Below are 23940 nucleotides of genomic sequence, written 5' to 3' on the forward strand. Positions count from 1 at the left end.
GACACTCACCGCGGCACTCGCGCGGCGCTCACCGCGGCACGGACCGCGGACCTGATCGTCACGAGTGCGGGAACGACACTCCGGGCGGACCCTCCAGGGGGTCCGCCGTCACCTGGTCGGCTTCTTGCCGGTGATGCCCAGGTGCACGAGCAGGGCCAGGTTCGGCTTGAGTTCGGCCTGCTTGACGCCCCAGGTCTGGAAGCCCTTCTGGTGCGAGGCGACCGCGGCCAGCATCGCGACGAGTGAGCCCGCCATCGCGGCCGGGCTGAGGTCCTTGTCGACCTTGCCCTTGGCCTGGAGCTCCTTCATCGACTCCGTAAGGGAGTTGGTGACGGAGTTCAGGATCTTCATGCGGATCTTGTAGAACCGCTTGTCGCCCTCGGCGGCGCCGAGGTCGACGACCCGCAGGATCGCGTCGTTGCGGCGCCAGAACTCCAGGAATCCTTCGACGAGTTCCTCGGCGGCGGCCCAGCCGGCCTTGCCGACCCAGTTCCGGCCCTCGACGAGCGCCGTCAACTGCGCGCCCTCCGTGGCCATGTGCTCGGCGATCTCCAGGACGGCACCCTCGACGTCCGGGAAGTACTGGTAGAAGGTCGCGGGGGAGGTACCGGCCTTGCGCGCGACGTCGATCACCTTGACGTCGCGGTACGGCGAGGAGCTGAGCATCTCGCTGAGGCAGTCGAGCAGCTTCTGCCGCGTCGCCTGGCCGCGCCGGCCGGCGACACGCCCGTCGACGGTGCGTACTTGTCCTGTCATGCCGTCAGCTTACCGAGGGGGGATCGGCGCGCTATTCGGCCGCCTGCAAATGGGGTTACGCGGCCGCCGACCTGCCAGGGAGGCCCTCCGGCCGCGGCTCGGGGGCGGATTCCGGCCGCCCTCCCGCTCGGGGCGCCCCGGTACGTACCGGGCCGTATCCCCCGAATAGTCTTATCAACAGGCTGTGGACAAGTTTTCGGGCGGACCATGGTGCATGGGCATGAAACGCCCGCTGTCCGGACAAGCCCCCCAACCTACCCAAGGGTCGGCGTCCACCCGCACCACGGGCGCGACCACGCGCCACCGCACCACCCGCCCCACCCCGCCCCACCCGCACCACCCGCACGACGGAAGGAACCGCCCCATGGCCGCAGCCGCAGCAGCATCCGCAGCCGCATCCGCAGCCTCCTTCGCGGAAGGCTCGCCCTGCTGGGTCGACGCCTCCCTCCCCGACGTCGAGGCGGGCAAGCGCTTCTACGGCGAACTCTTCGGGTGGACCTTCGCCGACCCCGCCGGCGGCGCGTACGGCGGCTACACCCAGGCCTACAGCCGGGGCCGCAACGTCGCCGCCCTCGCCCCCAAGCCCGACGGCCGCATGCCCACCGTCTGGGGCGTGTACCTGTACACCTCCGACGCCTACGCCTGCGCGGCCCGCATCCGCGCCGCGGGCGGCCAGATGGTGATGGACCCGCAGCCCGTGGGCCCGTACGGCACCGCCGCGATGGCCGCCGACCCCGGCGGGGCCGTCTTCGGCCTGTGGCAGCCCGGCACCCACCACGGGTTCGAGGCCCAGGACGAGCCGGACACGTACTGCTGGGCGGAGGTCTACACGCGGGCCCGCGACGCCGTCGACGTCTTCTACGCCAACGTCTTCGGCTACGTCCCCCAGGACCAGGACGACTCCGGTTCCGGCGTCGAGTACCGCGTCTGGTCCCCGCCCGGCAGCTTCCCCGGTCCCGACACGGCCGTTCTGGGGCGGAGCCTGATCACCGACGCGTTCCCGGAGATCATGCCGGCGCACTTCCTCGTCTACTTCGCCGTCCCCGACTGCGACCGCGCCGTGGCCACCGTGCAGCGGCTCGGCGGGCGCGTCACGGCCGATCCGTTCGACACGCCGTACGGGCGGATCGCCGTCGTCGCGGACAATCAGGGGGCGGTGTTCGCGCTGCTGTCCGAGCCGCCGGCCGAGCAGCCGTCGCAGGAGCGGCCCAACGCACACCCGTAGCCGGGGCCGGACCAGGCGCGGGCCTGACAGAATCGGGTTGAACCGGTGCGTGCGGCCTTGGCAGCCGCGTACGGGTGGAAACGGGTCCGGCAGGGGCCCGTACGGGGAGGTAGTGGAGGCGAGTGGTGGAGCAGCTGACGCAGCACGACCCGAGACGGATCGGCCCCTTCGAGGTGCTGGGACGGCTCGGCGCCGGCGGCATGGGGCTGGTCTATCTCGCACGGTCGGCGTCCGGACGCCGGGTCGCGATCAAGACGGTGCGCACGGAACTCGCCGAGGACCAGCTGTTCCGGGTGCGGTTCACGCGGGAGGTGGAGGCGGCGCGGGCCGTCTCCGGTTTCTACACGGCGGCCGTCGTCGACGCCGATCCGCGCGCGGCGGTGCCGTGGCTGGCGACCGCGTACGTGCCGGCGCCCTCGCTGGAGGAGATCGTCAACGAGTGCGGGCCCATGCCCGCGCAGGCCGTGCGGTGGCTCGCGGCCGGCATCGCCGAGGCGCTGCAGTCCATCCACGGCGCGGGGCTGGTCCACCGCGACCTGAAGCCGTCCAACGTGCTGGTCGTCGAGGACGGCCCCCGCGTGATCGACTTCGGCATCGCGAGCGGGGTGTCCAACACCCGCCTCACGATGACGAACGTCGCCGTCGGCACCCCGGCGTACATGTCGCCCGAGCAGGCGAAGGACTCGCGCAGCGTCAAGGGCGCCAGCGACGTCTTCTCGCTCGGCTCGACCCTCGTCTTCGCCGCGACCGGGCACCCGCCGTACCACGGGGCGAACCCGGTCGAGACGGTGTTCATGCTGCTGCGCGAGGGCCCCAACCTGGAGGGGCTGCCGGACGAGCTGCGGCCGCTGATCGACGCCTGCATGCAGATGGACGCCACCCAGCGCCCGACCCCCGCCGACCTCCAGGCGCAGCTGGCCCCGCACCTGTTCGACGGCGGCGACGACAGCGGGACGGCCTCGGCGTGGCTGCCGGAGCGGGCCGTCGCGATGATCGAGACGCGGCGCGCGGGCAACCGCACGATGACCACCCCGTCCCCCGTGGCCCCGTCGGCGCCGCCCGCCGGCCCGTCCACGCACCGCCGGCCGCCGCGCGGCGCCGCCGACCCGTGGGTGGACCCGCGGACCGGACAGGCCGTGCCGCCGCGCCCGGACCGGCCGCCGCTGACCCCGCCGCCGGGCCGGGCCCCGGGGCAGGCCCCGAGTCAGTCTCCGGTGCCGGTGCAGGGGCCCGCCCCGGTGCCGGTGTCCTCGATGCCGGGCACGCCCGTACGCCTCGGCGGTGCGCCGGTGCCGATCGGGCCCGGTCCGCGGGCGACGGCCTCCGCCCCGGCGGCGCACGCCGCCGTGGACGCGGCGACCGGCTGGGTACGCCCGCCGGCCGGCACCCCGGCGTCGGCGGCGGCCCCGGTGGCGACGCCATCCGTACCGGGTCCTGGGCCGTCCCCGGACAGCGGGCGCTGGCGGCCGTGGCGGTTCCGCATGTCCAACGAGGTGTGGGGCACCCCGACCGTCGCGGGCGACCTCCTCTACGTGACCTCGTTCGAGGTGCACGCCCTGGACGTCGGCAGCGGCCGGCGCCAGTTCAAGACGCGGGACGTGGCCTGGTCGATGGCGGTCGCCGACGGCCGCATCCACGCCTCCGACGGCCCCTCGCTCTTCGCCCTCGACGCCACGGACGGCTCCGAGCGGTGGCGGCTGAACGCCGACGCCTGGGTGTACGCCCTGCGCGCCGAGCGGGGCACCGTCATCACCGCCACGCGCGGCGGCGGGGTGCAGGGCTGGGAGGCGTCCAACGGCCAGAAGCTGTGGGAGCTGAGCGGCGCCCAGTCCGACTTCGAGACCCCGGAGGCGGCCCCCGTCCTCCACGAGGGGACGGTCTACGTCTGGCAGGACGCCCGGCTGCGCGCGCTGGACGCCCGCTCCGGGCAGGAGGCCTGGTCGTACCCGGTCGGTGACGCGGCCTCCTGCGGCAACGTCCCGGTGCGCGTCACGCCCGCCCCCGACGGCAACGTGTACGTCACCGCCGGCACCCGCGTGCTCTCCGTCGACCGGGCCTCGGGCCGGGTCCGCTGGCACTTCGAGGCCCCGGCGGTCTTCCTGGCCCCGCCCGCCTTCGCCCCCGGCCCGGCGGTCACGGGCGGCGGCGTCTACCTCGCCGACTACCTGGGCACCGTCTACGCCCTGGACGCGGCCACCGGCAAGGACCGCTGGCGCATCGCCACGGAGCCGCGCCCGGCGTCGGACCTGGTGCTCGTCGCGAACGGCAGCGTCCACCTGGGCGCGGGCAGCGCCCTGTACACGCTGGACGCGGTGACCGGCACCCCGAAGTGGCGGTTCGCGGCGGGCGGCGAGATCACCGGGCCGCCGGTGGTCGCGGACGGCCGCGTCCACTTCGGCTCGGCCGACCACTGCCTGTACACCCTGGACGCGGCGGGCGGCCAGCTCCGCTGGAAGCTGGCGACGGGCGGCGAGATCACCGGCGCCCCGGTGGCGGAGGCGGGCGTGGTGTACGCGTGCAGCAAGGACCGCTGCGTCTACGCCCTGGACGCCGCCAAGGGCACGGGCACCCGCACGGGCGGCTGACCTGCGAGGACGAAGGCCCCCACCGGATCCGGCGGGGGCCTTCGCGACGCGCCGCAGGCGTCGTCCGCGGCCCCGCCGGGGTGCGGTTGGTACCGGGAGTGACAGGATGGGACCCATGAGCAACGTTTTCTTCGACATCACCATCGACGGCGCGCCCGCGGGCCGCATCGTCTTCGAGCTGTTCGACAAGGTCGTCCCGCAGACCGCGCGCAACTTCCGCGAGCTGGCCACCGGCCAGAACGGCTTCGGCTACGCCGGCTCCGGCTTCCACCGCGTCATCCCGCAGTTCATGCTGCAGGGCGGTGACTTCACCAACCACAACGGCACCGGTGGCAAGAGCATCTACGGCGAGAAGTTCGCCGACGAGAACTTCGACCTGAAGCACGACCGCCCGTACCTGCTGTCGATGGCGAACGCCGGCCGCAACACCAACGGCTCGCAGTTCTTCATCACCACCGTCGTCACCTCCTGGCTCGACGGCAAGCACGTCGTCTTCGGCGAGGTCGTCGAGGGCCAGGACATCGTCGACAAGATCGAGTCCCTGGGCACCCAGTCCGGCGCCACCCGCGCCAAGATCGAGATCGCCGCTTCCGGCGTCGTCGAGGCCTGATCCAGAGGTCTGATCCAGAGGTCTGATCCCGCGGCCTGATCCCGCGGCCTGATCCAGCGGATCACCCGCACGCGCCGGTCGGCCCCGCCCCCCTCTCCGGGGTGCGGGGCCGCCGCCGTTTCAGTGGTCCTGGGACGGGGCCGCGGCCCAGCGCCGGGGATCCACCGGGTCGACCGTGTCGCGCGGGAGCTCGCGCCGCGCGCGGCGGGGGCGGCCGCGCATGACCGCCGCCCCGAGCAGCAGCAGGGCGCCCGCACCGAAGGCCGTGGCGACGCCGACGCCGATGCCGATGCCCTCGATCCCGACCGACAGGCCCCCGGCCGCCTGGCCCTGGCGGACCATCCACAGCACCGCGAAGCCGAGGACGACGACCCCCGCGAACGCCATCAGCAGCCGCGAGCGCCGCACGGCCGCGAGCAGCGCCACCAGCGCCGCGAACAGGAACGGCAGCAGCAGCGAGCCCAGCAAGGCGGCCCGGTCGTCGGTGACGCCGGAGCCGGCGAACAGCTCCTCGATGCGGTAGTCGCGGCCCGGGCGGCCGTCGTACCAGGCGCGGAAGGGGCTCCAGACGGCGGCCGCCGCCCCGAGCAGGCCGATGAGCGAACCGATGGTGTTGCGGATCATGCCCGGCCCTCCGGAGATAGGGGTCATGGGGTCACGGGGTCATGAGCCCGACGCTATGTCCGGTGTCCCGCGGCCGCACGCCGGGCGCGTCAGGACGTGGCGCGGGCCGACTCCACGCGGGCCCGCAGGGCGCCGTTCATCGCGGTGAAGTTGCGCGCGGTCCCGTCGAGGAGCTTCCCGAGGAAGGGCACCAGCAGGCCGCGGAAGCGCTCCCCGTGCTCCAGCCGGGTGGTGCGGTTCGGGCCCTCGGACAGCCGCAGGTAGTGCTCGCCGTCGAAGAGGCCGCGGACGAGGAAGTGCCCGGTCCAGCGCAGCTCGGTGCCGGGGGTGGCGACCAGCACCGTCGGCCGGAAGACGGTGGGCTTCCCGGACTCCGGGTACATCGTCAGGGTGAGCCGCTCCCCGGGCACCGCCTCCCCGGCGGCCTCGCGGATGAACGGGTTCCAGGTGCAGTAGCGGGGGAAGTCGGCGAGGACCGCCCAGACCTCCTCGGGGGCCGCGTCGATGCTGATCTCGGTGCTGATGGTGCGCACTGTGCCGTGCTCCTCATGGGTGGTCCGATGCCACCGAAGGGACGCGGAGTGGTGCGGTTCGCCGCCGGGTTCGGTGCTCGGGATGCAACCACGGTTGCCACCGGCGCAGCACCGCCCCGGGGGCGTCTTCGCTGGTGGCGCAGAGAGTGGAGGAGTGCGTTCCGGGTTTCGGGTGGTGAATGCCGACACGTCGGGCGGCGCCGGGACCGCACCGCCCGCCCCCTGGACGCCCCCCCCGTCAGCGCAGCCGGAACGCCGTTCCCGGCGGGCGGGAGGCGAACAGGTCCGCCTGCCGCTCCGGAGGGAGGTTCCCCAGCGCGATCAGCGCCGGCGCCTGGTCCAGCGCCTGCTGCAGCGCGGCCCGCTTCGCCGACCACAGGGCCCGCACGGTGCCCTGCACCGCCTCCGTGGGGAACCCGGCCAGGGTCCGCGCCGACCGCAGCGCCGCCTCCAGCAGCTCCCCGGGCTCCGCCAGCTCCGAGACCAGCCCGATCTCGTACGCCCGCCGCGCGGAGAGCCGTTCGGCCGTCCCCATCAGGGACATCCGGGCCGCCTCCCCGAAGGGCATCCGCTGCGCCATGTACACGGCCTCGTAGGCGCTGACCATCCCGTACGAGGTGTGCGGGTCGAAGTACGTGGCGCTCGTCGACGAGACCACGAACTCCGCCTCGCCCAGCAGGTAGAACGCCCCGCCGCAGGCCATGCCGTTGACGGCGGCCACCACCGGCTTCCACAGGTCGTTCGCCTTCGGCCCGATCGCGATCAGCGGGTCGTCCGCCGAATACGGCGACTCCGGCTGCGGGACCTCGGCCGACCGGTCGATCCCCGTGCAGAACGCGGCGCTCCCCGCACCCGTCAGCACCACCGCCCGCACGTTCCCGTCGAAGCGCAGCTCCCGCCACACCCCGGCCAGGGCGGCTGCCGTCTCCAGGTCGATCGCGTTGTGCCGGCGCTCCCGGTCCAGGGTGACGACGGCGACCCCGGCGGCCTCGTCCCGTTCCACGCGCAGGGTCATGCCTTCTCCAGGATCCAGCGCGGCACGCTCATCCCGCCGATCTCGGTGAAGACGGCCTGCACCCGGGCGCCGATGCGCAGCCGCGCCGGGTCGACGGAGTTCAGCGGGGCGTCGGCGGAGCTGACGAGGTTCCCGGCCAGCCGGATCTGCGGGGCGTCCGCCAGCTCGACGAGGACGACGTTGTACGGGGCCTGCGCGGCGTACGCGGGCAGCAGCGGCGGGTACGGCCGGACCCAGGACCAGATCCGGCCCCGGCCGCTCATCCGGCGCCACTCGCTGTCGAAGGACTGGCAGTGCGGGCAGCAGGGCCGGGGCGGGAAGCGCAGCCGGCCGCAGGCGGTGCAGGCCTGGACGCGGAGTTCGCCCCGGGCGGCGTACTCCCAGAAGGGGGCGCCGTCCTCGTCGGGTACGGGCAGCAGCAGGGATTCCGCGGGGGTGGCCCCGTCGGTCGCGGTCGCGGTCTCGTCGGCGGTGGTCATCGCTCGCTCCTCACGCGCGCAGCAGGATCGCGGACGTCGGGACGCCCTCGCCCGCCGTCACCAGGCAGGTGGCGGCGTCGGGCACCTGGGCGGTGGAGGTGCCGCGCAGCTGCTTGACGCCCTCGTTGATCAGGTTGAAGCCGTGCACGTAGGCCTCGCTCAGCCCGCCGCCGCCGGTGTTGATCGGCAGCCGGCCGCCGAGTTCCAGGGCGCCGCCCTCGGTGAAGGCGGCGCCCTCGCCGCGCCCGCAGAAGCCGTAGCCCTCCAGGGAGAGCGGGATGAGGGGGGTGAAGGCGTCGTAGATCTGGGCGACGTCCACGTCGGCCGGGCCGAAGTCGGCCTGCTTCCACAGGTGGCGGGCGGCGGTCCAGGCGGGCCCGGACAGCGGGTCGTCGTTCCAGTAGTTGACCATCCCGTGGTGCTGTGCGGGCAGGCCCTGGGCGGCGGAGTGCACGTAGACGGGCTTCTGGCGGCAGTCCCGGGCGCGCTCGGCGGAGACGATGACGCAGGCGAGGGCGCCGTCGGTCTCCAGGCAGTTGTCGAAGAGGCAGAGCGGGTCGCTGATCATGCGGGAGGTCATGTACATCTCGCGGGTCAGCGGGCGTTCGTACATCATCGCGGCGGGGTTCTCGTTGGCCCGGTTGCGGCAGGCCATCGCGACGTTGAAGAGGTGGTCGCGGGTGGCCCCGTACTCGTGCATGTAGCGGCGGGCCAGCATGCCGATCTCGTCGGCGGGGCGCAGCAGTCCGAAGGGGCGGGTCCACTGGCCGGGGGTGGGCAGCTGGACGGCGGTGTTCTTCCAGGGCCGGGGGCCGGAGCCGCGCTTGCGGGAGCGCCAGGCGACGCCGACGGTGGCCTGGCCGGTGGCGATGGCGGCGGCGAGGTGGCCGACGGTGGCACAGGAACCGCCGCCGCCGTAGCCGACCTTGGAGAAGAAGGTGACGTCGCCGGCGCCGATGGCCTTGGCGACCTCGACCTCGTCGGTCTCCTCCATCGTGTAGGAGGCGAAGGCGTCGACCTCGGAGGGGGCGATGCCCGCGTCGGAGAGGGCCGCGAGGACCGCCCGGCAGGCGAGTTCCTTCTCGGTGGCGGGCAGCCGCTTGGCGAAGGCGGTCTGGCCGATTCCGACGATTGCCGTAGCGTCCTTGAGCGTTGCCGCCATCGCCACCTCCGGGTGTGCGCCAGTACTGACAGCCGCGAAGGCTACAGCTAATCTGACGGATAGTCAGCTACTGGGTTCCAGGGAGGGGCGGGCCGATGGACGAGGGCGCGGGCGCGAACGGCATCGAACAGGACTCCGCAGCGCATCCGGCAGCACATCCGGCACCGCATCCGGCACCGGACGCCGGCGGCCCGCCGGCCGCCCCCGCCGACACCCCCGACCCCCGCGGCGACCTGCGCTGGCGCACCCTCGCCGCCCTCGTCCGGGACGCGGCCGGACGGTACGCCGACCGGGAGGCCGTCGTCGACGGACGCACCCGCATCACCTACGCCGAACTCGGCGCCCGCGTCGAACGGGCCGCCGCCGGCTGCCTCGCCGCCGGCGTCGAACCGGGCGACCGGGTCGCCGTCTGGGCCCCCAACACCCTCGAATGGATCGTCTCCGCCCTCGGAGCCGTCTCCGCGGGCGCCGTGCTCGTCCCCCTCAACACCCGCTTCAAGGGAGCCGAGGCCGCCGACATCCTCGCCCGCAGCCGGGCCCGCCTGCTCTTCGTGACCGGCACCTTCCTCGGCACCTCCTACGTGGCCTCCCTGCGCCGCGCCGCAGCCGAGGGACCCGGCACCGGCCCCCTCCCCGGCCTGCCCCACCTCGACCAGGTCGTCGTCCTCGCCGACGACGCCCCCGAGGCCTTCCGCACCTGGAAGGACTTCCTCGCCGGCGGGGACGCGGTACCCGCCGCCGCGGTCCGCGCACGCGCCGAGGCGATACGCCCCGACACCCCCTCCGACATCATCTTCACCTCCGGCACCACCGGCAGCCCCAAGGGCGCCGTCATCACCCACGCCCAGACCCTGCGCTGCTACGCCGTGTGGAGCGAGCTCGCCGGACTGCGCGAGGGCGACCGCTACCTCATCGTGAACCCCTTCTTCCACACCTTCGGCTACAAGGCCGGGATCATCGCCTGCCTGATGCGCGGCGCCACGATGGTCCCCCAGCCCGTCTTCAACGTGGACACCGTCCTCGCCAACATCGCCGCCGAGCGGATCTCCGTCCTCCCCGGCCCGCCCACCCTCCACCAGTCCCTCCTGGACCACCCCCAGCGAGACCACCACGACCTGTCCGCCCTGCGCCTGGTCGTCACCGGCGCCGCCGTCGTCCCCCTCCAGCTCGTCGAACGGCTCCGCGCCGAACTGCACATCGCCACCGTCCTCACCGCCTACGGGCTCTCCGAGGCCGGCGGCATCGTCACCATGTGCCGCCGCGACGACCCCGCCGAAACCGTCGCCGCCACCTCCGGGCGGGCCATCCCCGGCACCGAGGTGCGCGTCACCGGCCCGGACGGCACCCCCCTCCCCGCCGGCGCCGCGGGCGAGGTCCTGGTCCGCGGCCACCACGTCATGCGCGGCTACCACGAGGACCCCGAGGGCACCGCCGCCGCCATCACCCCCGACGGCTGGCTGCGCACCGGCGACGTCGGCGTCCTGGACGCGGCGGGCAACCTGCGCATCACCGACCGGATCAAGGACATGTTCATCGTCGGCGGCTTCAACGCCTACCCCGCCGAGATCGAGCAACTCCTCGGCCTCCACCCGGACATCGCCGACGTCGCGGTCGTCGGCGTCCCCGACGCCCGGCTCGGCGAGGTCGGCAGGGCCTACGCGGTCCGCCGCCCCGGCTCCACCCTCACCGCCGACGACCTGATCGCCTGGGCGCGGCGGGAGATGGCCAACTACAAGGTCCCCAGGGAGGTCGAGTTCGTCACCGCCCTCCCGCGCAACGCCGGCGGCAAGGTCCTCAAGACGGAACTCCGCCGACGCTGACCGCACGGCGTGCGGCGGCCCGGCCGGGCACGGGCGTTAGCCTGCACGGGTGAGGTCGAACCAGTCAGGTGTCCGATTCCGTCTGCCGTCCCGGTCCAGGTTCCGGATCCGCCGGCCGAGCGGGAGGGCGGGCACGGCCTGGGCCGCCGCCGGCGCCCTCGGCCTCGCCGCGGCCGGCTGGTTCACCCTCGCCCCGGCGGACGGCGGCGCCGCCGACGGCGCGGGAACCGGGAAGCCGAAGAAGGCCCCCGGCCTCACCGCCGCCGTCTCCGCCCCCTTCAGCGCCTTCACCGAGGGCTACGACTGCTACCGCATCCCCACCCTCGTCACCACCAAGGACGGCACCCTGCTGGCCATGGCCGAGGCCCGCACCGCCGGCTGCGACGACATCGGCGACATCGACATCGTCCTCAAGCGCTCCACCGACGAGGGCCGCACCTGGGGCCCCCTTCAGGTCGTGCGCGGCACCGGCGACCCAGGCGCCTACGGCAACCCCGTCCCCGTCGTCGACTCCGCCTCCGGACGCATCACCCTCCTCCACGCCTACAGCACCTGGGCCCCCGACGCCGAAGGCAACCGCGTACGCGGCCCCCGCGAACTGCGCCTGGCCCACAGCACCGACGACGGCGCCGGCTGGACCACCGACCCCGCCCCGCAGCCCCACCTCAAGGGCGCCGACTGGGCCTGGGTCTCCGTCGGCCCCGGCCACGGCATCCAGCTCACCCCGACCCGCCCCGACCGCCCCGGCCGGCTCGTCGTCAGCGCCGACTACCGCACCGAGTCCGGCGAATCCGGCGCCCAGCTCCTCTACAGCGACGACGGCGGCCTCACCTGGCTCCCCGGAGCCCGCTGGGGCGCCCCCGAAGGCACCCCCGCCCCCAACGAGCCCGCCCTGACCCAGCTGCCCGACGGCCGGATCTACGTCAACGCCCGCTCCACCGCCACCTGCGGCACCCCCGACCACCGCGTCGCCGCCATCGTCGAGGACGCCGCCGCACCCGCCGTCCCGGAACCCGGCTTCACCCCCGTCACCGACCTCCCGGCCCCGCCCGCCGCCGGATCCGTGCTCCAGCTCCCCGGCGGCCCCCTGCTGCTGTCGGCACCCAGCCGGCCCGGCGCCGAGTTCTCCGACCGCTGGACCCTGGCCGTGCGCACCTCGAAGGACGGGGGCCGCACCTGGTCCAAGGGCGGCGCCGTCGTCCTGCGCGAACGCGCCGGCTACTCCGACATGACGGCCCTGCCCGGCGGCCGCGTCGGCATGCTCTACGAGACCGCCAACGGCACCCCGCACGGCTACGTCAAGTTCACCGCCTTCGGCCCCCACGAGCTCCAGGCCGCCACCGAGGACCTCACCCCCCGCCGCACCGCCGACGCCTCCCCCTTCCACGCCGACGCCGTCGTGCACGGCGCCCCCAGGCTCGGCAACCGGCCCGACGGCGGGAAGACCATGCGCTTCGACGGCAAGGACGACTTCCTGCGCCTGATCGACTGCCCGGACCAACTCCGCTTCGGTGACGGCGACTTCGCCGTCACCACCTGGGTCAGGTACAAGACCCGCGGCCAGGACCGCGACAGCGGCCTGCGCCAGCCCCTCTTCTGGGCCTACGGCCAGGGCCCCGCCGCCAAGCAGCTCCGCATCGAGGCCGACCCCGCCACCGGACGCCTCGAAGCCACCGTCAACGCCGGCACCGGCCCCGCCGCGCTCACCGCCCCCATACGCACCGACGACGACGCGTGGCACCACGTCGTCCTCCAGCGCAAGGGCACCCGCCTCGAACTCTCCGTCGACGGCGCCCCGCCCGCCACCACCGAACTCGCCCCCGGCCAGATGGACTTCAGGCCCACCGGAGTCTTCACCGTCCACCTCGGTACGCAGCCCGACTACAAGGCCTTCTACGCGGGCGCCCTGGACGACGTACGCGTCTACGGCCGCGCCCTGTCCGCCAACGACACGGCCCGCCTGCGCGCCGGCAACGACCTCACCGACCGGCTGCGGGTGCACCTGCCCTTCGACCGGACCTGGTGATCAGGCGCCCTTGCGGGCCAGCAGCAGCCGCCAGCGCGGGGTGCCGTCCTCCCGGTACCCGAAGTGCTCCAGCGGGACCGTCTCCACCCGGAAGCCCGCCGCCTCCAGGTCGGCCCGGACCGGACCGAAGGGGAAGGTGCGGTAGTACATCACGAACGGCGGCCGCCACACCGCGTTGCGGACCCGCATCGCCGCGTCGAAGCCCGCCGCCGCCCACCACACGGGGGACGTCAGCGGGATCGGGGCGCCGACCGGGAAGGCGAACACGCCGCCCGGCCGCAGTGCCCGGTGCACCCCGCCGAACAGCGCGGGCCGCTCCGACGGCAGGAAGTGCCCGAAGGCCCCGAAGCTCACCGCGAGGTCGTACGCGTCCGCGAGCGCGTCCGGCAGCGCCAGCGCGTCGGCCCGTACGAAGTCCACGCCCCCGGGATGCGCCCGCGCGGCCTCCGCCAGCATGCCCGCGCTGAGGTCCACCCCGGTCACCCGGTCCCGGCACAGCCGGCGCAGCATCCCCAGCCCCGCGCCGGTACCGCAGCACACGTCCAGCCCCGACCCGAAGGAGCCCTCCCACGCGGCGAGGGTCTCCTCCACGGCGTCGAGCATCCGGTCGGGGGTCCGGAAGGGGGTCCGGTCGAACTTCGGCGCGAGCAGGTCGTAGCCGTGCTCGACGGAAGAGAGGGCCTGGACGGCCAGTTCGCGCAGGCTCGGCCCCTGAGAAGTGAACACGGCCACACCCTACGGCGTACCGGACGCGGAAAGGCGGCGGCCGCGGTGGTCCCCCTCCGGCCACCGCGGCCACCGCGCTCGTTCCCCCGTGCGGACGGCCCCGAATTCCCCCGAATCCCCCGTGGGCCGTCCGTCCTTGCGATCCTTCCCCCGTACGCCCCCCGAGCGGTTCCCCCGTACGTCCCCCGTACGCCCGCTCAAGGGCCCCCCGTACGCTTCCCCCGTACGTTTCCCCCGTACGCCGTGCCCTGCTCCCGGTGGTTACGGGCGCGGGCCGGACGCGTGGTTGTCCAGCGAGACGATCTCCTCGCCGGAAGCGTGGTTGTCGTCCGGGGTCTCCCCGGGCTTGACCACCGGCGGCTCCACGGGGAGACCCCGCGGGTCGATCTCGGCACCGGAGGCGTGGTTGTCGAACGGTCTGATGTCTCCGTCGAGCGGCAGGCTGTTCTCGTTCGTCGTCATCTCGGCTCTCCTGATCCTGAGTCGGGCCCGTGCTGGGGCGGGCCCGTTCGGCGGTTCCCCCGTGGACCGCCGAACGGGTGATCCTCCAACCGGCCCGGCTGTCCCCCGAAGCGCCGGGTCGATGTACCTATCGTGGCGCGCGGCGATAAACGAACGATGAACGTCCACGTCCATCGTCGGCCGGCCCGCAGCCCATCCGCAGCCCACCCGGAACGCAGCAGGTCAGCGGTCGGCCGGGCGGCAGGTCAGGCGGCCAGTTCCGAGGCCAGCAGGGACCGCACCTCGGCCAGTTCGGCCGACCCGAGCTGCGCGAAGACGGTCTCCGCGTCCCGCCAGCACGCCCGCGCCCGGTCCGGCTGGCCCAGCCGCCGCAGCGCCCTCCCCAGCACCGTCAGGACGGTGGCCCGCCGCCACTCCCCGCCGATGCCGCGCAGCGCGATCGCCTGCTCGGCGTGCTTGGCGGCCAGGGTCGGCCGCTGCGCCGCCAGGTGGGCCTCGGCGAGCCGGTAGTGCGTGACGCCCTCCCACAGCGGCTGCCGGTTGTCGTGGAACAGCGACAGGGCCTCGCCGAGCTGGTCCAGGGCCTCGGCGAGGCGGCCGGCCTGGGTGAGGGCGATGCCGAGCGCGTAGCGGCCGTTGGCCAGGCGCAGGGTCAGGCCCATCCGGTCGTAGACGGCGATGCCCTGCCGGGCCAGGTCGATGGCGCTGCCGAGGCGGCCCAGGCCGACGTGGATGCGGGAGAGGTTGCACAGGGCGCTGGCCTCGCCGATGTGGTTGTCGTCGGCGCGGAAGCTCTCTATGGCCTCCAGCAGGTAGCGCTCGCCGTCCTCGTAGCGGTTCTGGTAGAGGGCGATGATCCCCCGGTCGTTGGGCGCCCAGCAGCTGGGCAGCGGGTCGCCCGCCTCGCGGGCCAGCTCCATGGCCTGGCGGGCCTGCTCGTCGGCCTCGGCGAAGCGGCCGGCGAAGAGGTGGACCATGGTCAGGGTGGTGCGGGCGCGCCCCTCGGCGCGCGGGTCCCGGGCGGCGCGGGCGGCCTCGCACAGGGTGAGTGCGGCGGACTCGTACTGCTTGGAGTTGGCGCCGGACTCGGAGAGGTCCTTGGCGGCCCAGAGCAGGTCGACGGCGCGGCGCAGGGCCTCGGGGCGGCCGGCGGACTGGCGTACGCAGGCGAGCAGCGGGTCGGCTTCGGCGAAGAGCCAGTCGAGGGCGGCGCGGGGGTCGGAGAGGACGAGTCCGGGGTGGCGGGTGGTGCTGAGGTGGGCGGGGAGCCGGTCCCCGGGGCGTTCCACGGCGTACACGCGGGCGGCGGTGGCGAGGTAGAAGTCGAGGAGCCGGTCGAGGGCGTCGGTGCGGCCGGCGGGCTGCTCGTCGCGTTCGGCGCAGGCACGCGCGTAGAGGCGTACGAGGTCGTGGAAGCGGTAGCGGCCGGGGGCGGCGGATTCCAGCAGGGAGCAGTCGACTAAAGCCTCCAGGAGGTCTTCGGTGTCGTGCTCGGGGAGGTCGAGGACGGCGGCCGCGGCGGCGAGGGAGACGTCGGGGCCGTCGGCGAGGCCGAGGAGGCGGAAGGCGCGCTGCTGGGCGGGCTCCAGCTGGCCGTAGCCGAGCTCGAAGGTGGCCTTGACGGCGAGGTCGCCGGCCTGGAGCTCGTCGAGGCGGCGGCGTTCGTCGGCGAGCTTGGCGGCGAGGACGGAGACGGTCCAGGTGCGGCGGGCGGCGAGCCGGGACGCGGCGATGCGGATGGCGAGCGGCAGGAAGCCGCAGGCGCCGACGACGTCGAGGGCGGCCTGCCGTTCGGCGCCGACCCGTTCGGCTCCGACGATGCGGGTGAACAGCTGCAGGGCCTCCTCGGGGCTCATCACGTCGAGGTCGACGAGATGGGCCCCGGCGAGGCCCGACATCCGGACCCGGCTGGTGACGAGGGCGGCGCAGCCGGCGGTGCCGGGCAGCAGCGGGCGGACCTGGGCGGCGTCGCGGGCGTTGTCGAGCAGGACCAGGACGCGGCGGCCGTCGAGGGTGGAGCGGTAGAGCGCGGCCCGGTCGGCGGGGGAGTCGGGGATGGCGCTGTCGGGGGTGCCGAGGGCCCGCAGGAAGGAGCCGAGGACGGCTTCGGGGAGGGCGGGGCGGGGTTCGGTGCCCTGGAGGTCGACGTAGAGCTGCCCGTCGGGGAAGTGCGGCCGGGCGGCGTGGGCGACGTGCACGGCGAGGGTGGTCTTGCCGACCCCGCCGATGCCGGCCAGCGCGGAGACGGCCATGACCTGCCCGTCGGCGCCGGCGAGGATTTCCCCGAGTTCGGCGACGAAGGGGGCGCGGCCGGTGAAGTCGGGGACCGTGGCGGGCAACTGGGCGGGCCTCACGAGTACGGGCGCGGCGGTGGGGGCGGGGTCCTCGGCGCGGGCGAGTTCGGCGTCGGCGTTGAGGATGCGCTGCTGGAGGGCGGAGAGTTCGGGGCGCGGGTCGACGCCGAGTTCCTCGGCGAGGAGGCGGCGGGTGTCCGCGTACACGGCGAGGGCCTCGGCCTGCCGGCCGCTGCGGTAGAGGGCGAGCATCAGCAGCTCGCGCAGCCGCTCCTGGAGGGGGTGGGCGGCGGTGAGGGCGGTGAGCTCGGAGACGGCCTCGGCGTGGTGGCCGACCTCCAGGTCGAGGTCGAGGCGGGTCTCCAGCAGCTGGAGGCGCCACTCGGACAGCCGGGTGCGCTCGGTCTCGGCGTGCGGGCCGGGGACCCCGGCGAGGGGTTCGCCGTCCCACATCTCCAGGGCGCGGGCCAGCAGGGTGCGGGCGAGGGCGCGGTCCCCGGCGGCGCGGGCCTTCTCGGCGTCGGCGGCCAGGCTGCGGGCGATCCCGAGGTCCAGGGCCTCCTGGTGGCGCAGCCGGACGGCGTAGCCGCCGGCGTCGCTGACGAGCAGGCCGGGTTCGAGGACCTTGCGCAGCCGGGAGGCGTACGTGCGGATGGTGGCGAGGGCCTGCTGCGGTGGGTCGTCGCCCCAGATGGCGTCGATCAGCTCGGGTGCGGTGGCGGTGCGGCCGTCGCGCAGCAGCAGTACGGCGAGCAGGGCGCGCTGCTGGGGGCTGCCGGAGGGCAGCACCTCGGCGCCGCGCCAGGCGCGGACGGGGCCGAGCACGGCGAAGCGGTTGTCGGCGGGGGCGGGGGCGTCCGGCGCGGTGCCGGACCCGCTTCCGGACCCGGTTCCGGTGTCGGTTCCGGTTCCGGTGTCGGTTCCGCTGCGGGGCCGGGCCGCGCCGGGGTTGCTCCGCTGGTGCGGGATGGGCGGTACGCCGTCCATCTGTCGTCCCCCCTGCCTTCCGTCGGTTTAAGGGTCAGTCTGCCCTGTGTTGCACGTACAAGTCAGCCCGCAGCGGAGCCAACCACTCCTGGCCGAAGCGCGACCGTGGCGGGACCGGGCGGGCCGCGGCGGGCCCGTGACCGGACTGCTGCCGGAATAGCTGACGGTTCGTCAGTTCAGCGCTACGGTAGAACGCATGGAGACCTTCCCGAAGATCATCTCGGTGGACGACCACACGGTGGAGCCCCCCCACGTCTGGCGGGACCGGCTCCCGTCCAGGTACCGCGACACCGGCCCCCGGGTCGTACGCGCCCCCCTCAAGGAAATGACCTTCCTCGGCGGGAAGTTCGCGCCCGTCATGGGCGCCAAGGGCGACGACGGCCCCATCGGCGACTGGTGGGTGTACGAGGACCTGCACCGGCCGCTCACCCGCCTCGACACCGCGGTGGGGTACGACCGTGACGAGATCAAGCTGGAAGTCATCACCTACGAGCAGATGCGCCCGGGCTCCTTCTCGGTTCCCGACCGGCTCGCCGACATGGACGTCAACCACGTCCAGTCCGCCCTCTGCTTCCCCACCTTCCCGCGCTTCTGCGGCCAGACCTTCACCGAGGCCAAGGACCGCGAGCTCGGGCTGCTCGGCGTACGCGCCTACAACGACTGGATGGTGGAGGAGTGGTGCGGCCCCGAAGCCCGGGGCCGCCTCATCCCGCTGACCCTGATCCCGCTGTGGGACGCGCACCTCGCCGCGGCGGAGGTGCGCCGCAACGCCGCCCGGGGCGTGCGCGCGGTCGCCTTCTCCGAGATACCGCCGCACCTGGGACTGCCGTCGATCCACACGGACGACTGGGACCCGTTCCTGCGGGCCTGCGACGAGACCGGCACGGTCATCGCCATGCACATCGGCTCCTCCTCGCGCATGCCCTCCACCTCGGCGGACGCCCCGCCGGCCGTGGGCTCCACCATCACCTTCGCCAACTGCTGCTTCTCGATGGTGGACTGGCTGATGAGCGGCAAGTTCGAGCGCTTCCCCAACCTGAGGATCATGTACGCCGAGGGCCAGATCGGGTGGATCCCCTACATCCTGGAGCGCGCGAACGTGGTCTGGGAGGAGAACCGCGGCTGGGGCGGCGTCGCCGACAAGGTCCACCGCCCGCCGTCCGAGCTCTTCGCGGAGCACGTCTACGGCTGCTTCTTCGACGACGCCTTCGGGCTGCGCAACCTGGACGCCATCGGAGCGGGCAACGTCCTCTACGAGACGGACTACCCGCACTCGGACTCCACCTGGCCGAAGTCGAGGGAAGTCGGCGAGGCCCAGATGGCCCACCTGGACCCCGAGGTGGTGGACCGCATCGTCCGCGGCAACGCGATCGACCTCCTGAGCCTGACCCCGGAGGGGCTCTGGCCGGGGCCGGGGCCGGGGGCGTAGGGGTGTGAGGGGGCCTGCTTCCGTCCGCCGAGCACGACGCCCGGACCGGGCGCCGGGGTATCGTCCCGGCGGGCGGAGTTCCCGGACCGGCTTGCCGGAGGCGGCCAGCCGGAACGGAGCGGCATAGGGTCCGGTGCCATGGATGACAGGGTTTCCGGCGGACGGGTGCCGGCCAGTACGGCCGGATATGCCGAGGCAGCCGAGGAGTTGGCCGTGCAGTACGAGGGCGTGACCTTCGAAGAGGTGCACCGCGAGGTCCTGCACCTGTTCCCGGACCGGCCCGGCGCGGTCCTCGACGTAGGGGCGGGCAGCGGGCGGGACGCGGCGGCACTGGCCGCCCGGGGGCACCGGGTCGTCGCCGCCGAACCGACCGCCGAACTGCGCGCGGTGGGCACGCGCATCCACGCCGGGCGGGGGATCGAGTGGGTCGACGACGCGCTCCCCGGGCTTCCGGGCCTGGAGGCGCGCCGCTTCGGCCTGATCCTCCTGACCGCCGTCTGGATGCACCTGGACGAAGGGGAGCGGGCCGCCTCCATGGCGCGGCTCGCCGGGCTGCTGGAGGGCGGCGGCCGCGTGGTGCTGTCCCTGCGCCACGGGCCGGTTCCGGCGGGCCGGCGCATGTTCGCCGTCACCGCCCAGGAGACCGTCGACCTCGCCCGGACCTGCGGGCTGGACCTCCTCCACCGCGCGGAACGCGAGGACCCGCACGGACGCCCCGGGGTGTCCTGGACCTACCTCGGCTTCGCCGGACCCTGAGGCCGGCCGGTGGCGGCGCTCCGGTCGAAGCCGAGCTCACCCGCGGTGATGCGCAGGTAGAACGCCGCCCCTCGGCGTCCTCGCCGATGCCCAGGACGCCGTCCAGGTCCGCGTACTTCCCGCTCATGCGCCCATGGTCCTCCGGCAGCGCATCGATCCGGCCAGGCGGGATCTCGCCAACACCGCCCTGACCAGCCGTCCGGCCTTGCACCTTGGCATGCCCGCGGGGCATGCTCGCCAGGGCTAAGCGGGAGGGGATCATGGCGGTGGACAAGAGGTCCGTGGTGACGGGAGTGCTGTGCGCACTGGCGGCGCTCGGCGCCTCGGCGGCGGTGGCCGAGTTGGCGCCCCCTCCGGAGGCGGCCGCGCCGGTGCGGGCCGAGGCGCCGGCGCCCTCGGCGTCGCCGACCGGGCCGGCGCGTACGCAGGTGTCCAAGCCGCAGCTCGCCTCGCCCCCGCCGGCCGCCGCGAGCCCCCAGCCCGGCGGGCCCGTCGCGTTCACCGGCGCGCTCTTCACCGGCGGCCTGGACGGCGAGCACTTCTGCACCGCCACCGTCGTGCGCAGCCCCGGCAAGAACATGATCGTCACCGCCGGGCACTGCCTGATGGAGGGCAAGCAGACCGGCGGCAAGGGCGCCGTCTTCGCTCCCGGGTACGTGAACGGCACCGCCCCGTACGGGGTGTGGAAGATAGAAGAGGTCTTCGAGGACGAGCGCTGGGCCGAGGGCACCGACGACGACTACGACCTCGCCTTCGCCCGCCTCGCCCCCGACGACAAGGGCCGTACCGTCGAGGCCGTCACCGGCGGCGCGCCCCTGGACACCTCCGGCCGCGCCGGCGAGGAGGTCACGGTGACGGGCTACCCCGCCGACCGCAAGGTTCCGCGTACCTGCACCGCCGTCGCCGTGCGCACCGGCGAGCGGCAGCAGCGCTTCGACTGCTCCGACTTCCCGGGCGGCACCAGCGGCAGCGCCTGGATCGGCCGCGACGGGAAGATCATCGGCATCCTGACCGGCGGGGACACGGACGACGTCTCCACGAGCACGGTCCTCGGCGAGTACGCCGCCAAGCTCTACGCCCGGGCCACCGGCCAGCGCTGACCGCTACGCCGGCCCGGCCAGGATCTCCCGCGCCAGTGCGAGGAGGTCCGGTACGGCCGGATGGACCGGGCCCTCGCGCCAGGCGAGGACGACCGGGACCCGCGGGGCGTCGGCCAGCGGGCGGTAGACCAGCGACGGGTGCGCGTGGTTGCTGGGCGTCGCCGAGGTGGTGACGCCCAGGGCGCGCCCGGCGGCGACGGCCATCAGCCACTCGTCGGTGTTGGTCACCTCGATCACCGGCGCGGGCCGGCCCGACGCGGGCCACAGCTCCAGGGTGGTGGTCCCGGAGACCGTGTTCAGGGCGATCGGACGGCCCGCCAGGTCGGCCAGCGTCACCCGGGGGAGCGCGGCCAGCGGGCTGTCCGCCGGCATGACCACCACCCGCTCCTCCTCCAGCAGCAGGGCCGTGCGCAGACCGGGCGCGGTGACGGCGCCGCGCAGCAGGGCCGCGTCGACCCTGCCCTGCGTGAGGCCGGCCGTGGGGTCGTCGACGCGGAGCAGCTCCAGCGGGACGTCCGGGCGGGACTCGTCCCAGCGGCGCAGCAGCGGGACGGTGAGGTCGCCGAGCGCCGCCCAGGTGTGCCCCAGGCGCAGCGGCCAGCTCCGCAGCCCGGCGGGATCCAGCGCGGCGTCCACGGCGGCGACGGCGGCACGGGCCCTGTCGCGGAACGTACGGCCCTGCGCGGTCAGCTCCAGGTGGTGCGTGGAGCGGTCCACGAGGCGGGCGCCGAGGTGGTCCTCCAACTGGCGCAGGGTGCGGGACAGCGCGGGCTGGCTCAGGTGGAGGCGGGCCGCGGCGCGGGTGACGTTGCCCTCGTCGGCGATGGCGAGGAAGGCGCGCAGGTGCCGCAGCTCGATGGTCATGCCTGGGGAGCATAACCGCGCTCCGTTCGGCATTTCACACGGCGCGGGGGTCTTCCTAGCGTGGAGGGCATGACCTCCACGCCCTCCGCGGTGCCTCCCGCTGTGTCCGCTGCCGTGTCCCCTGCCGTGTCTTCCGCCGAGTCCCCTGCCGTGCCTTCCGCCGCGGCGTCGGCCGCCACGGCGTCCACCGCCGCATTGCCGCGCCTCCTCCGGCACCCCGCCGGCCGCGGCACCCTCGGCGGTGTCGGGCTCGTGCTGGCCGGGACACTGTCCGTCCAGTTCGGGTCGGCCTTCGCCGCGCTGCTGTTCCCCCGCGCGGGGGCCCTGGGGACGGTCGCACTGCGGGTGACCTTCGCCGCGGTGCTGCTGCTGGCCGTCGCCCGGCCCCGGCTGCGCGGGTACGCGCGCGGCGACTGGGCGGTGGCGGTCGGCTTCGGCCTGGCCCTCGGCGGGATGAACCTGCTCTTCTACCAGGCCCTCGACCGCATCCCGCTGGGCGCGGCGGTCACCTTCGAGGTGCTCGGGCCGCTGCTGCTGTCGGTGGTGGTCGCGCGGCGCGCGTCCAGCCTGCTGTGGGCCGCGCTCGCCCTGGCCGGGGTGTTCCTGCTGGGCCGCAGCGGCTTCGCCGCCGGACTCGGTGCGGCGGGCGTGGCGTTCGCGCTGGGCGCCGGCGCGATGTGGGCGGCGTACATCGTGTTCAACGCCCGGGCGGGCGCCCGTTTCCCGCGCCTGGACGGCCTCGCCATCGCGATGGCCGTCGCCGCCCTGGTCAGCCTGCCGCTCGGCATCGGATCGGCGGGCCCGGCCCTGCTGGAGCCGGGCGTGCTCGCCCTGGGCCTGGCGATCGCCGTGATGAGCTCGGGGGTGCCGTACACCCTGGAGCTGCTCGCCCTGCGCAGGCTGCCCGCGGCCACCTTCGCGGTACTGGCCAGCCTGTCCCCGGCCGTCGCGGCGGTGGCCGGCTACCTGGTGCTGGGCCAGGGGCTGTCCCCGGTGCAGTGCGCCGCGATCGGGCTCGTCGTGGTGGCGAGCGCGGGCGCGGTACGCACGGGCGGCCGCGGCCGCGGCCGCTGAGCCGCGGGGCGGGGGCATCGGGGCCGCCGGGGTCAGGCGATCAGGCCCAGGTGGACCGGCTCGGCGGGGGTGCGGGCGAGGAGCTCCGGCAGGCGCGGGGGCCAGAGGGGCTCGCCCAGGGTGGCGAGGCGCTCCGGGGAGAGCCACTGCCAGTGGATGCCGGGTTCCTCGAGCACCGGCTCGCGGTGGGGGCCCGCGGTGACGTAGATGTGCTCGTGCTGGCGGACCGGGATGCCCTGGTGGGTGAAGTCGTGCTCCCAGGTGCACAGCAGCCGTTGCGGCTCCAGGTCGGTCCAGCCGGTCTCCTCGCGCAACTCGCGCCGCACGCACTGCTCCGGGGTCTCGCCGGGGTCGATCCCGCCGCCCGGGGGTAGCCAGTGGATTCCCACTTCGACGTTGTTCTCGCGGAACAGGAACACCGATCCGCTGGGGGAGAGGACGACAATGCGAGCTGCCTGACGCGGAGTTCTCATCAGATCAGGGTAAGTCGGGCGGTACCGGGACGGGAGGGGTCGGAGACACCGGACGGGGCCGGCGAGCCGGATCCCCCCGGACGGCCTCACGGCAGGTTCGGGGGTTTCCCGGCAGTCCATCGTCCTTCCGTGTCGGGCCGGTCCCTCAAGGGCGCTCCTTCGTCGCGTCGCTTCGCGATCGCCTACGGCGACCCTTGACCGACCGACCCGCCCCGGAAAGCCGAAAGACTGCCGGGAAGCCCCCGAAAGAACGGTCACGGGGAGAAGGAACAGGGACGGGTCCCTCAGCGACGAGACGAGGGGCCGGGCCATGGCCGGCCTGCCTTCGGGCCCCAGATCCATGATTCCGGGCCAGGGGCGCGACTACCCGCACGAGAGCTTGATCAGAGCCCCCTGCGGACCACCCAAGCGCAGCAGATCGCTACGCGCTCCTCCCGCCTCAGCGTCCGGCGACCGCCCGTGGCCGATCCCTGCACCAAAGGACGAACAGAACACTCTAGGGATCCGAGAGACGCGCCAGATCGCTACGCGCTCCTCCCCGTGGGCGTCCGGCGGCCGCCTTGGGCTCGGATGGGAAAGAAGAGGGGCATACAGGCCTCCTGCGCACATGTGACCAGCCCAGGACGGCGGCCGGACGCCGAGACGGGAGGAGCGCGTAGCGATCTGTCGCGCCCACGTGCTCCCCGCGCTGCTCTGATCACCTTTTGGTGCGGGTATCAGCCCCGGGCGGTCGTCGGACGCTTGGTCGGGAGGAGCGCGTAGCGATCTGGTGCGCTCTTGGCCCTGGGCCGGGCCTCGAAGGGCCCGGATGCCCGGCGTGCCGAGGACCGGCCCCTCGTCCGTCGCTGAGGTGCCCGTCCCTTGACCTGGATCCATGCCGTTTCCCCGGGGGCTTCCCGACAGTCTTTGGCATTCCGGGGCGGGTCGGTCTGTCAAGGGT

At 74.2% G+C, this 23940-nt stretch carries 20 protein-coding genes; 9 read left to right on the forward strand and 11 right to left on the reverse strand.

The genetic code is table 11. The features are described 5' to 3' along the window. Positions 1-108: 108 nt before the first annotated feature. On the reverse strand, positions 109-756 hold the full coding sequence (locus ACIPW5_RS24230; RefSeq protein ID WP_388943060.1) for a TetR family transcriptional regulator: 648 nt from the start codon (positions 754-756) through the stop codon (positions 109-111). Between the two features lie 364 nt (positions 757-1120). Here ACIPW5_RS24230 and ACIPW5_RS24235 point away from each other — a divergent pair, with 364 nt between their 5' ends. The 3 genes from ACIPW5_RS24235 to ACIPW5_RS24245 all read left to right on the forward strand — a co-directional run bounded on the left by ACIPW5_RS24235 (position 1121) and on the right by ACIPW5_RS24245 (position 5176). Then, a complete protein-coding gene (locus ACIPW5_RS24235) occupies positions 1121-1981 on the forward strand; it encodes a VOC family protein (protein WP_401248531.1) in 861 nt (286 codons plus the stop codon). Positions 1982-2103: 122 nt separating this feature from the next. After that, the gene (locus ACIPW5_RS24240; RefSeq protein WP_401248534.1) at positions 2104-4566 is read left to right on the forward strand and encodes a PQQ-binding-like beta-propeller repeat protein; all 2463 of its coding nucleotides are present in this window, start codon (positions 2104-2106) and stop codon (positions 4564-4566) included. 115 nt (positions 4567-4681) lie between these two features. After that, positions 4682-5176 (forward strand): peptidylprolyl isomerase, encoded by a 495-nt coding sequence (locus ACIPW5_RS24245; RefSeq protein ID WP_401248536.1) that lies wholly within the window; start codon positions 4682-4684, stop codon positions 5174-5176. A 120-nt stretch (positions 5177-5296) separates the two neighbouring features. On the opposite strand, the gene ACIPW5_RS24250 is transcribed toward ACIPW5_RS24245, so the two are convergent. The 5 genes from ACIPW5_RS24250 to ACIPW5_RS24270 form a co-directional block, all read right to left on the reverse strand. Beyond that, positions 5297-5800: a hypothetical protein gene (locus tag ACIPW5_RS24250; protein WP_401248538.1), complete on the reverse strand. Its 504-nt coding sequence runs from the start codon at positions 5798-5800 to the stop codon at positions 5297-5299. An 89-nt stretch (positions 5801-5889) separates the two neighbouring features. Beyond that, positions 5890-6333 carry an SRPBCC family protein gene (locus ACIPW5_RS24255; RefSeq protein ID WP_401248541.1) on the reverse strand — a complete coding sequence of 148 codons (444 nt, stop codon included), beginning with the start codon at positions 6331-6333 and terminating at the stop codon, positions 5890-5892. 238 nt (positions 6334-6571) lie between these two features. Then, a complete protein-coding gene (locus ACIPW5_RS24260) occupies positions 6572-7348 on the reverse strand; it encodes an enoyl-CoA hydratase/isomerase family protein (RefSeq protein ID WP_401248544.1) in 777 nt (258 codons plus the stop codon). Beyond that, complete coding sequence (locus tag ACIPW5_RS24265) at positions 7345-7827, reverse strand: Zn-ribbon domain-containing OB-fold protein (RefSeq protein ID WP_401248547.1); 483 nt, start codon at positions 7825-7827, stop codon at positions 7345-7347. The genes ACIPW5_RS24260 and ACIPW5_RS24265 overlap by 4 nt, the downstream gene beginning before the upstream one ends. Before the next feature lie 10 nt (positions 7828-7837). After that, positions 7838-8989: a lipid-transfer protein gene (locus ACIPW5_RS24270; RefSeq protein WP_401248550.1), complete on the reverse strand. Its 1152-nt coding sequence runs from the start codon at positions 8987-8989 to the stop codon at positions 7838-7840. Positions 8990-9084: 95 nt separating this feature from the next. Here ACIPW5_RS24270 and ACIPW5_RS24275 point away from each other — a divergent pair, with 95 nt between their 5' ends. Together ACIPW5_RS24275 and ACIPW5_RS24280 are read left to right on the forward strand one after the other, a co-directional pair. After that, positions 9085-10809, forward strand: a complete 1725-nt coding sequence (locus ACIPW5_RS24275) for a FadD3 family acyl-CoA ligase (RefSeq protein ID WP_401248553.1) — start codon at positions 9085-9087, stop codon at positions 10807-10809. 49 nt (positions 10810-10858) lie between these two features. Then, positions 10859-12835 carry an exo-alpha-sialidase gene (locus tag ACIPW5_RS24280; protein WP_401248555.1) on the forward strand — a complete coding sequence of 659 codons (1977 nt, stop codon included), beginning with the start codon at positions 10859-10861 and terminating at the stop codon, positions 12833-12835. On the opposite strand, the gene ACIPW5_RS24285 is transcribed toward ACIPW5_RS24280, so the two are convergent. The 3 genes from ACIPW5_RS24285 to ACIPW5_RS24295 all read right to left on the reverse strand — a co-directional run bounded on the left by ACIPW5_RS24285 (position 12836) and on the right by ACIPW5_RS24295 (position 17304). After that, a complete protein-coding gene (locus tag ACIPW5_RS24285; RefSeq protein WP_401248558.1) occupies positions 12836-13561 on the reverse strand; it encodes a class I SAM-dependent methyltransferase in 726 nt (241 codons plus the stop codon). A 261-nt stretch (positions 13562-13822) separates the two neighbouring features. Next, positions 13823-14023 (reverse strand): hypothetical protein, encoded by a 201-nt coding sequence (locus ACIPW5_RS24290; RefSeq protein WP_401248561.1) that lies wholly within the window; start codon positions 14021-14023, stop codon positions 13823-13825. 245 nt (positions 14024-14268) lie between these two features. Beyond that, positions 14269-17304, reverse strand: a complete 3036-nt coding sequence (locus ACIPW5_RS24295; RefSeq protein WP_401248564.1) for a BTAD domain-containing putative transcriptional regulator — start codon at positions 17302-17304, stop codon at positions 14269-14271. A gap of 196 nt (positions 17305-17500) precedes the next feature. Between ACIPW5_RS24295 and ACIPW5_RS24300 the strand changes: the two genes are divergently transcribed. The 3 genes from ACIPW5_RS24300 to ACIPW5_RS24310 all read left to right on the forward strand — a co-directional run bounded on the left by ACIPW5_RS24300 (position 17501) and on the right by ACIPW5_RS24310 (position 20589). Next, the gene (locus ACIPW5_RS24300; protein WP_401248567.1) at positions 17501-18733 is read left to right on the forward strand and encodes an amidohydrolase family protein; all 1233 of its coding nucleotides are present in this window, start codon (positions 17501-17503) and stop codon (positions 18731-18733) included. Between the two features lie 138 nt (positions 18734-18871). Further along, positions 18872-19489: a class I SAM-dependent methyltransferase gene (locus tag ACIPW5_RS24305; protein ID WP_401248570.1), complete on the forward strand. Its 618-nt coding sequence runs from the start codon at positions 18872-18874 to the stop codon at positions 19487-19489. 260 nt (positions 19490-19749) lie between these two features. Then, positions 19750-20589 carry a trypsin-like serine peptidase gene (locus ACIPW5_RS24310; protein WP_401248573.1) on the forward strand — a complete coding sequence of 280 codons (840 nt, stop codon included), beginning with the start codon at positions 19750-19752 and terminating at the stop codon, positions 20587-20589. A gap of 3 nt (positions 20590-20592) precedes the next feature. Here the strand turns inward: ACIPW5_RS24310 and ACIPW5_RS24315 are convergent, their stop codons facing one another. After that, positions 20593-21453 carry a LysR family transcriptional regulator gene (locus tag ACIPW5_RS24315; RefSeq protein ID WP_401248576.1) on the reverse strand — a complete coding sequence of 287 codons (861 nt, stop codon included), beginning with the start codon at positions 21451-21453 and terminating at the stop codon, positions 20593-20595. Between the two features lie 69 nt (positions 21454-21522). Here ACIPW5_RS24315 and ACIPW5_RS24320 point away from each other — a divergent pair, with 69 nt between their 5' ends. Further along, entirely contained in the window at positions 21523-22527 is a 1005-nt protein-coding gene (locus ACIPW5_RS24320) for an EamA family transporter (protein ID WP_401248579.1), read from the forward strand. A 32-nt stretch (positions 22528-22559) separates the two neighbouring features. Here ACIPW5_RS24320 and ACIPW5_RS24325 read toward each other — a convergent pair whose 3' ends face one another. Beyond that, on the reverse strand, positions 22560-23000 hold the full coding sequence (locus ACIPW5_RS24325; RefSeq protein WP_401248582.1) for an NUDIX hydrolase: 441 nt from the start codon (positions 22998-23000) through the stop codon (positions 22560-22562). Positions 23001-23940 lie beyond the last annotated feature (940 nt).

This window comes from Streptomyces sp. NPDC090077 (genome assembly GCF_044747545.1).
In the GTDB taxonomy this organism is placed as follows: Bacteria; Actinomycetota; Actinomycetes; order Streptomycetales; family Streptomycetaceae; genus Streptomyces.